The 7,504-nt window shown below is 64.8% G+C and carries 6 protein-coding genes; 3 read left to right on the top strand and 3 right to left on the bottom strand.

Translation table 11 applies throughout. The features are described 5' to 3' along the window. The 3 genes from ACOJCM_RS18760 to ACOJCM_RS18750 form a co-directional block, all read right to left on the bottom strand. The coding region (locus ACOJCM_RS18760; RefSeq protein ID WP_445213601.1) for an FAD-binding oxidoreductase at window positions 1–428 on the bottom strand (428 nt) is incomplete at its 3' end. Next, a complete protein-coding gene (locus ACOJCM_RS18755) occupies window positions 425–1,672 on the bottom strand; it encodes a 2-aminoadipate transaminase (RefSeq protein ID WP_445213600.1) in 1,248 nt (415 codons plus the stop codon). The genes ACOJCM_RS18760 and ACOJCM_RS18755, both read right to left, overlap by 4 nt. A gap of 152 nt (window positions 1,673–1,824) precedes the next feature. Then, a complete protein-coding gene (locus tag ACOJCM_RS18750) occupies window positions 1,825–2,793 on the bottom strand; it encodes a LysR substrate-binding domain-containing protein (RefSeq protein ID WP_445213599.1) in 969 nt (322 codons plus the stop codon). A 120-nt stretch (window positions 2,794–2,913) separates the two neighbouring features. Between ACOJCM_RS18750 and amaB the strand changes: the two genes are divergently transcribed. The 3 genes from amaB (at window position 2,914) to nhaC (ending at window position 7,460) form a co-directional block, all read left to right on the top strand. Further along, on the top strand, window positions 2,914–4,407 hold the full coding sequence (gene amaB / locus ACOJCM_RS18745; protein WP_445213598.1) for an L-piperidine-6-carboxylate dehydrogenase: 1,494 nt from the start codon (window positions 2,914–2,916) through the stop codon (window positions 4,405–4,407). Between the two features lie 141 nt (window positions 4,408–4,548). Then, window positions 4,549–5,829 carry an L-pipecolate oxidase gene (gene amaA / locus ACOJCM_RS18740; RefSeq protein ID WP_445213597.1) on the top strand — a complete coding sequence of 427 codons (1,281 nt, stop codon included), beginning with the start codon at window positions 4,549–4,551 and terminating at the stop codon, window positions 5,827–5,829. Between the two features lie 74 nt (window positions 5,830–5,903). Continuing rightward, window positions 5,904–7,460 carry a Na+/H+ antiporter NhaC gene (gene nhaC, locus ACOJCM_RS18735; protein ID WP_445213596.1) on the top strand — a complete coding sequence of 519 codons (1,557 nt, stop codon included), beginning with the start codon at window positions 5,904–5,906 and terminating at the stop codon, window positions 7,458–7,460. Window positions 7,461–7,504 lie beyond the last annotated feature (44 nt).

Below are 7,504 nucleotides of genomic sequence, written 5' to 3'. Positions count from 1 at the left end.
GCGAAGAAGAGGCCAAAGGGCCTCAGCGCGGCGTTGAGCTGGTCCTTGACCACCCCGGCCTGGACCCGCACGCGGCGGTGCTCGACGTCGATGTCGAGAATCTGGTTCATGTGGCGCGAGACGTCCACCACCAGGCCGTCGGTGAGCGATTGCCCGTTGGTGCCGGTACCGCCGCCGCGCGGCGTGAGCACCACCCGGCGATGCGCCGGCTCGCCGGCCAACCGCGCGATCAGCGCGAGGTCCTCGGCGTGGCGCGGGAACAGCGCGGCCTGGGGCAGGCGCTGGTAGATCGAGTTGTCGGTGGCCAGCACGGTACGGCTGGCGTAGTCCGGGGCGATCTCGCCCGCGAAGCCGGCGGCCCTGAGCGCCTCGAGGAAGCGCAGGTAGTGATCGGAGGTCGCCACCCCGCCGTCGAGCCGAGCGATCATGCCGACAGTGTCTCCAGCGCCCGCTCGAGCCGCGCCAGGCCTTCGTTCATTACCTCGGGCTCTGTGGTCAGCGGGGCCAGCAGGCGCAGCACGTTGCGCCGACGGCCGCTGGGCATCAGCAGGACACCCGCCTCGCGTGCGGCACTCAGCAAGGCCGCGAGGTGCTCGGCACCACTGGCACCGGCGGTATCCTCGAAGACGATGCCGCGCATGCAGCCCAGGCCGGTCAGTTTGCCGACCATGGGGAAGCGTTCGCGGAAGCCCCCATGGGCTTTGACGATGGCCGCCTCCTGGGCAGCCCCCAGGCGTTGCAGGCTGTCCTCGCTCATCAGGTCCATCACCGTCAGCGCTGCCGCACAGGCGACGGGGTTGCCCGAATAGGTGCCGCCCAGGCCGCCCTTGGGCGGGGCGCCCATGAGTTCGGCCCTACCCGCTACCGCCGCCAGCGGCAGCCCCGCCGCCATGCTCTTGCCCATCAGCAGCAGGTCGGGTTCGACATCGAGCTGGGAAAAGGCGAAGCGTCGACCGGTGCGCCCGAAGCCGGACTGGATCTCATCGAAGATCAGTACGATGCCGTGCGCGTCGCACATCGCTCGTAGCCGCTTGGCGAAATCGCCGCGCAGCCGACGAAAACCGCCCTCGCCCTGCACCGGCTCGACGATAATGGCAGCCACCTCGTCGGCGGAAATCTCGACCTCGAACAGGCGCTCGAGAGCGGCCATGGCGTGGTCCATCTCGACGCCACCGTCGGGGCTCGGAAAGGGCAAGTGATGCACTGGGCCCGGCAGGGCGCCCAGTCGCGCCTTGTAGGGCTTGACCTTGCCGTTGAGATTCAGGGCCGCCAGCGTACGTCCGTGAAAGCCGTCGTCGAAGGCGATGACTGCCTGACGCCCGGTGGCGGCCCGGGCCACCTTGAGGGCGTTCTCGGTGGCTTCGGCGCCGCTGTTGGTCAGCATGCTGGCGAGCGGGTAGGAGACCGGCACGAAGGCATCCAACGCCCTGGCGACTTCGAGGTATCCGCGATGCGGCAGGGCGTTGAAGGCGGAGTGCATCAGGCAATCGACCTGCGCCTTGACTGCCTCGACCACGGCCGGATGGCCGTGGCCCAGATTGAGTACGCCGATGCCGCCGATGAAGTCGACGTAGTGCCTTCCCTGTTCGTCCCAGACCTCGGCGTTGCGTCCCCGCTCGATGCAGAGCGGATGGACGACGTTCAACGAGGCACTGATATGCGCAAGATCCATGTCACGACCCTTTGGTTCTTCATTCGAGGAAAGTCGAAAGGATGTAAACAGAGGGTGGTGACGCGTCTCAAACGAAAAAAAGGGACAAGTACATTCCAAAAATTATTGCTTGCCGAGCATGAATCCCTTGATTGGCGGTGCGAGGCAGGGGTTCATGCCTTGGAGGCATGAACAGGGGCGCTTTCTCCGGCCATGGCGCAGCTCTCTCGTTGCGTCACGTCATGACCGGTGGGCTGCTCTAGATGTTCGAGTATCCAGTCGACGAAGCCCTTCACCTTGACCAGCTCTGCCTTGTATTCGGGGTAGGCCAGGTAGTAGGCGTCGCGGCTGGTCAACGAGAACGACCAAGGAACAACCAGTTGCCCAGCTGTCAGCTCCTCCTCGGCCAGAAAGCGCGGCACCAGCGCCACGCCGCAGCCCGCCCTGGCGGCACGCAGTGTCATGGAATAGGTGTCGAAGCGCGGGCCGTGATAGCTGTGCTCGGTGTAGAGGCCTTGGGCGGCGAACCAGTCGTGCCAGGCTTCGGGCCGGGTGGCGCTCTGCAGCAATACCAGGTCGGTCAGGGCGAGGGGGTCGTCGATCTCCCCGGCCGGCAGCACCGAGGGCGAACAGACCGCCACAACCTCCTCGTCGAGCAGCTTGATGCACTCGGCTTTCGGCCAGGCCCCGTGGCCAAAGAAGAAAGCCACGTCGACGTGCTGCGCTTCGAGATCGAAGGGTTCCACGCGGTTGCTGATGTTCAGGTAGACGTCGGGATGACAGAAGCGAAAGCCCTTCAATCGGGGAATCAGCCAGCGGGCTCCGAAGGTAGGCAGCGTGGTGATATTGAGCACCTCGCTCTGGCCGCCATAGGACTGCATGTAGCGCGTAGACATTTCGACCTGAGCAAGAATCTTGCGCACTTCGGTCAGGTACAGCGAACCCTCGGGAGTGACCTGCAGGCGCTTGCGTACGCGTCGGAACAAGGGGTGCTCGAGCACCGATTCGAGCTGTGCCACCTGCTTGCTGACGGCGCTCTGGGTCAGGTTCAGTTCTTCGGCAGCGCGCGTGAAGCTGAGGTGGCGTACCGAGGCCTCGAAGCACTGCATGGCGGTCAGGGTGGGCATGTAACGGCGGTTCATATCGATCCGATCAGGAAAAAAAGGAATGAATTCCGTATAAAACGTCGTTTGAGGCGGGTCAAGCGCCGCGGCAATACTGCGGGTGTTCAAAAATAACCTGACGGGGCAGTAGGAGGAAGAATGATCGATACTATCATGCAGCGACTGGGTGTGGCCGAATCCCTGTACCACGGCGGTGACTATACCGTGGCCACGCCCACCGATGGCAGTGAGATCGGCCGGGTTCGCCTGGAGAGTGCCGACGAGGTCAAGGCGCGCATCGATCGTGCCCAGGCGGCCTTCGAGGCCTGGCGCCAGGTTCCGGCGCCGCGTCGTGGCGAGCTGGTGCGCCTGTTCGGCGAGCAACTGCGTCGTCACAAGGAGGACCTCGGCACGCTGGTGACCCTGGAGTGCGGCAAGATCTATCAGGAAGGCCTGGGAGAAGTGCAGGAGATGATCGACATCTGCGATCTCGCCGTCGGTCAGTCTCGCCAGCTCTACGGCCTGACCATTGCCTCCGAGCGTCCCGGCCACCATATGCGTGAAAGCTGGCATCCACTGGGGCCGATCGGCCTGATCACCGCCTTCAACTTCCCGGTGGCGCCGTGGGCCTGGAACGCTGCCCTGGCGCTGGTCTGCGGCAACAGCCTGCTGTGGAAACCCTCCGAGAAAACGCCGCTGTGTGCTCTGGCCTGTCAGGCACTGCTCGAACGTGCCATGCAGGAGTTCGGCGACGATGCCCCCCGGGACCTCAGCCAGGTCGTCATCGGTGAGCGCGAGGCCGGCGAGGTGCTGACCGACGACCCCCGCGTGCCTCTGATCAGCGCCACCGGCAGCACCCGCATGGGCCGTGAGGTCGCCCCGCGTGTCGCTGCCCGGTTCGGTCGCAGCATCCTCGAACTTGGGGGCAACAATGCCATGATCCTCGCCCCCAGCGCCGATCTGGACATGGCGGTACGCGCCATCCTGTTCTCGGCGGTGGGCACCGCTGGCCAGCGCTGCACCACCTTGCGCCGCCTGATCGTGCACGAATCCGTACGTGACGAGGTGCTCGAGCGGGTGAAAAAGGCCTATGCCAACGTCAGCATCGGCGACCCCATGGCAGGCAACCTTGTCGGCCCGCTGATCGATGCCCAGGCCTTCGACCAGATGGAGTCCGTACTCGGCCAGGCGCGCGAGCAGGGTGCCAAGGTCTACGGCGGCGAGCGTTGCCTGGCCGACGAGTATCCCCACGGCTACTACGTGACACCCGCCATCGTCGAGGTCGAGCGGCAGGACGAGCTGGTCAGGCACGAGACATTCGCGCCGATCCTCTACGTCATGACCTACCGCGACTTCAGCGAGGCCTTGGCGCTGCAGAATGACGTGCCACAGGGTCTCTCTTCCTGCATCTTCACTACTGACGTTCGCGAGGCCGAGGCCTTCGTTTCGGATACCGGAAGCGACTGCGGTATCGCCAACGTCAACATCGGTCCCAGCGGTGCCGAAATCGGCGGCGCCTTTGGCGGCGAGAAGGAAACCGGTGGCGGCCGAGAGTCGGGCTCAGACGTCTGGAAGAGCTACATGCGCCGTCAGACCAATACCGTCAACTACTCGCGGGAGCTGCCGCTGGCGCAGGGCATCCAGTTCGACTGACGTGCCATGCCATGATCCGTTGTCGCCAAGCTTCGAAACAAAAGCAGGATCGCCGCTATGGTCGGAGCTTTTTCCGGTCGCGGCGATAGCGATGGGCGGCAAGGGCGCCCAAGTAGCGCGTAATGCAGAAGGGAGGATGGCATGAAAGCGCAATGCCTCTGGCACGACACGTCGCCCGAGCCTGGGCTGGATCTGCCTGCCCTCGAAGGTGCCCAGAGCGCCGAGGTGGTGGTGGTCGGTGGGGGGATCACCGGGCTTAGCACGGCGCTGCACCTCGCCGAGGCGGGTACGGCGGTGACGCTGGTCGAGGCCGGTGAGGTTCCCAGTGGCGGCTCGGGCCGTAATGTCGGCCTGGTCAACGCCGGGCTATGGATCCCGCCGGACGACATCTGCAAGGCCCTGGGCGAGAAGGATGGCGAGCGAGCCAATGCCATCCTCGGGGCTGCACCTGCCGAGGTCTTTGCCCTCATCGAGCGCCACGGCATCGACTGCGAGGCCACCCGCAGCGGCACCCTGCATCTGGCCCACAATGCCAAGGGTGAGCAAGAGCTGGCGCGGCGTGCCGATCAGCTTCAGCAGCGCGGCGCACCGGTAGAGCTTCTTCAGGACGAAGCATGCTGGCAGAAGGTGGGCACGCAGCAGATACGAAGTGCGCTGCTGGATCGCCGAGCGGGAACGATCAATCCCGCCGCCTATACCCGTGGCCTGGCCCGGGCGGCCGCCGGTGCCGGTGCGCTGCTCTTTGCTCGCAGCCCCGCGCTGGGCGTGGCGCGCGAGGGGAAAGAGTGGCGGGTCACGACGCCGCAGGGCAGCGTCGTGGCGCCGCGCTTGGTGTTGGCCACCAACGCCTACACCGAGGAGGACTGGAACCAGGTCCGGGAGCATTTCTTTCCTGGTCACTTCTTCCAGGTAGCCTCCACTCCGCTGTCGGAGGAGAGCGCCGGCGACATTCTGCCCGAGCGGCAGGGGGCCTGGGACACGCGTATGGTATTGAGCAGCATGCGGCGCGACGCCGACGGCCGCTTGATCCTGGGCAGCCTGGGGCGCGGCGACGGACGGCCGCAGGCCTATGTGCGCTGCTGGGCGGATCGCATCCAGCGTCACTACTTCCCTCAACTTGGCCGAATCGACTGGGAGTGCACCTGGACGGGGCGTATCGCCTTTACGCCCGACCATACGCTGCGCCTGATCGAACCGGCACCCGGCATCCTGGGCGCTACCGGCTACAACGGGCGTGGCATCACCACCGGTACGGTCGTGGGCAAGGGGTTTGCCCGTTACCTGACCCACGGCGACGACAGCCTGCTGCCGCTGCCGATTCGCTCGCCCAGGCCCATCCAGGCCAGACCCCTGTGGAGTTCGTCCTACGAAGGAGGCTTCACCCTTTACCACACGGGCCAGTGCCTGCGGGTGCTGATCTGACATCAACGTCATCGACGCACTGATCCCCGAGCCAATAACAGCAACAAAGCCAATGCAGCGCTGAGGACAACAACATGACTGACCCAGACGTATCCAAGCCATATTCCAAGCCGAGCCTTCTTCTCGCTCTGACACCTGTCGTACTGACGCTTATCGCCATCGGCGTGCAGATCTTCTATTTCGGCGACTTCACGCCACATATCCCGTTGGCCATCGGCCTAGCCATCACCTCCCTGGTGGGGCTCAAGCTCGGCTTTCGTTGGAAACGCATTGAAGAGGGTATCTTCCACGTTATCCACATCTCCTTGCCCTCGGTCTCGGTGCTGATCTGCGTCGGCATGATCATCGGCGTATGGATCGCCAGCGGTACCGTGCCGAGCCTCATCTACTACGGCCTGACCCTGCTATCGCCGGCATTCTTCCTGGCCGCTGCCATGCTGCTTTGCTCGGTCGTCTCCGTGTCGCTGGGCACTTCCTGGGGCACCGTCGGCACGGTGGGCCTGGCGCTGATGGGCATCGGCGCCGGGTTCGACATCCCGATGTACTGGACCGCGGGCGCCGTGGTCTCGGGCGCTTTCTTCGGCGACAAGGTCTCGCCGCTGTCCGATACGACCAACCTGGCCCCGGCCGTGACGGGCACGGACGTGTTTTCCCATATCAAGAACCTCATGCCGACCACGGTGCCGGCAATGCTGATCGCGCTGGCCATCTATCTCGTGGCGGGCTTCACGCTGATTGACGATCAGGCGGCCTCCTTCGAGAAAATCAACGTCATCACGTCGTCGCTGAACGAGAACTTCACGATCTCCCCCTGGCTGCTGCTTCCCGCCCTGCTGGTGATCGTGCTGGCCGTGAAGCGCATGCCGCCCATTCCCTCACTATTTGCCGGCGTACTGGCCGGTGCGGTGACCGCCATGCTGGTGCAGGGAGTTGGCCTGCATGAGGTGGTGACCTACGCCAACTACGGCTACACCATCGAGACCGGCGTCGAAGCCATGGACAGCCTGCTCAACCGCGGCGGCATCCAGTCGATGATGTGGACCATCTCGCTGATCCTGATTGCACTGGGCTTCGGCGGCGCACTGGAGAAGACCGGCTGCCTGGAGACCATCATCAAGGCGATCATGGCCAAGGTGAGAAGCTTCCGTAGCGTGCAGACCTCGGCCATGCTGACCTCGCTTTCCACCAACCTGGTCGCCGGCGACCCCTATCTTTCCATCGCTCTGCCTGGCCGTATGTATGCGCCGACGTATCGTGGCCTGGGCTATTCGACGCTGAACCTGTCCCGGGCGATCGAGGAGGGCGGTACGCTGATGTCGCCGCTGGTGCCCTGGAATGCCGGCGGTGCCTTTGTCATCAGCGCGTTGGGGCTCGGCATCGTCGAGGGTAACGTGGAAAACCTGCTCTACATCCCATTGGCCTTTGCCTGCTGGATTTCACCGCTGATCGGTATCTTCTACGCCCAGTTCGGGCTGTTCTCACCCAAGGCCAGCGAGGCCGAGCAGCGCCTCTGGCAGGAACAGCAAGAGCATATCGCCACGCGAGAAGATCTTGGCGCCGCCGCCGATGCCGCCGTCTCGGCCCAGCAGCCGGATTCGGACCCGGCGCCGTCCACTGCGCTGGGCCGCTAGGCTACCGCCACAGCACAGGGCGTCACAGCAAGCACGAAACAGCG

The sequence above is a fragment of the Billgrantia hypersalina genome (assembly GCF_052584175.1).
This window is presented reverse-complemented; position numbering and strand designations above follow the sequence as displayed.

Coding starts and splice junctions, on each gene's coding strand:
- amaA (WP_445213597.1), top strand. CDS start 4,549: ATGAAAGCGCAATGCCTCTGGCACGACACGTCGCCCGAGCCTGGGCTG.
- nhaC (WP_445213596.1), top strand. CDS start 5,904: ATGACTGACCCAGACGTATCCAAGCCATATTCCAAGCCGAGCCTTCTT.
- ACOJCM_RS18755 (WP_445213600.1), bottom strand. CDS start 1,672: ATGGATCTTGCGCATATCAGTGCCTCGTTGAACGTCGTCCATCCGCTC.
- ACOJCM_RS18750 (WP_445213599.1), bottom strand. CDS start 2,793: ATGAACCGCCGTTACATGCCCACCCTGACCGCCATGCAGTGCTTCGAG.
- amaB (WP_445213598.1), top strand. CDS start 2,914: ATGATCGATACTATCATGCAGCGACTGGGTGTGGCCGAATCCCTGTAC.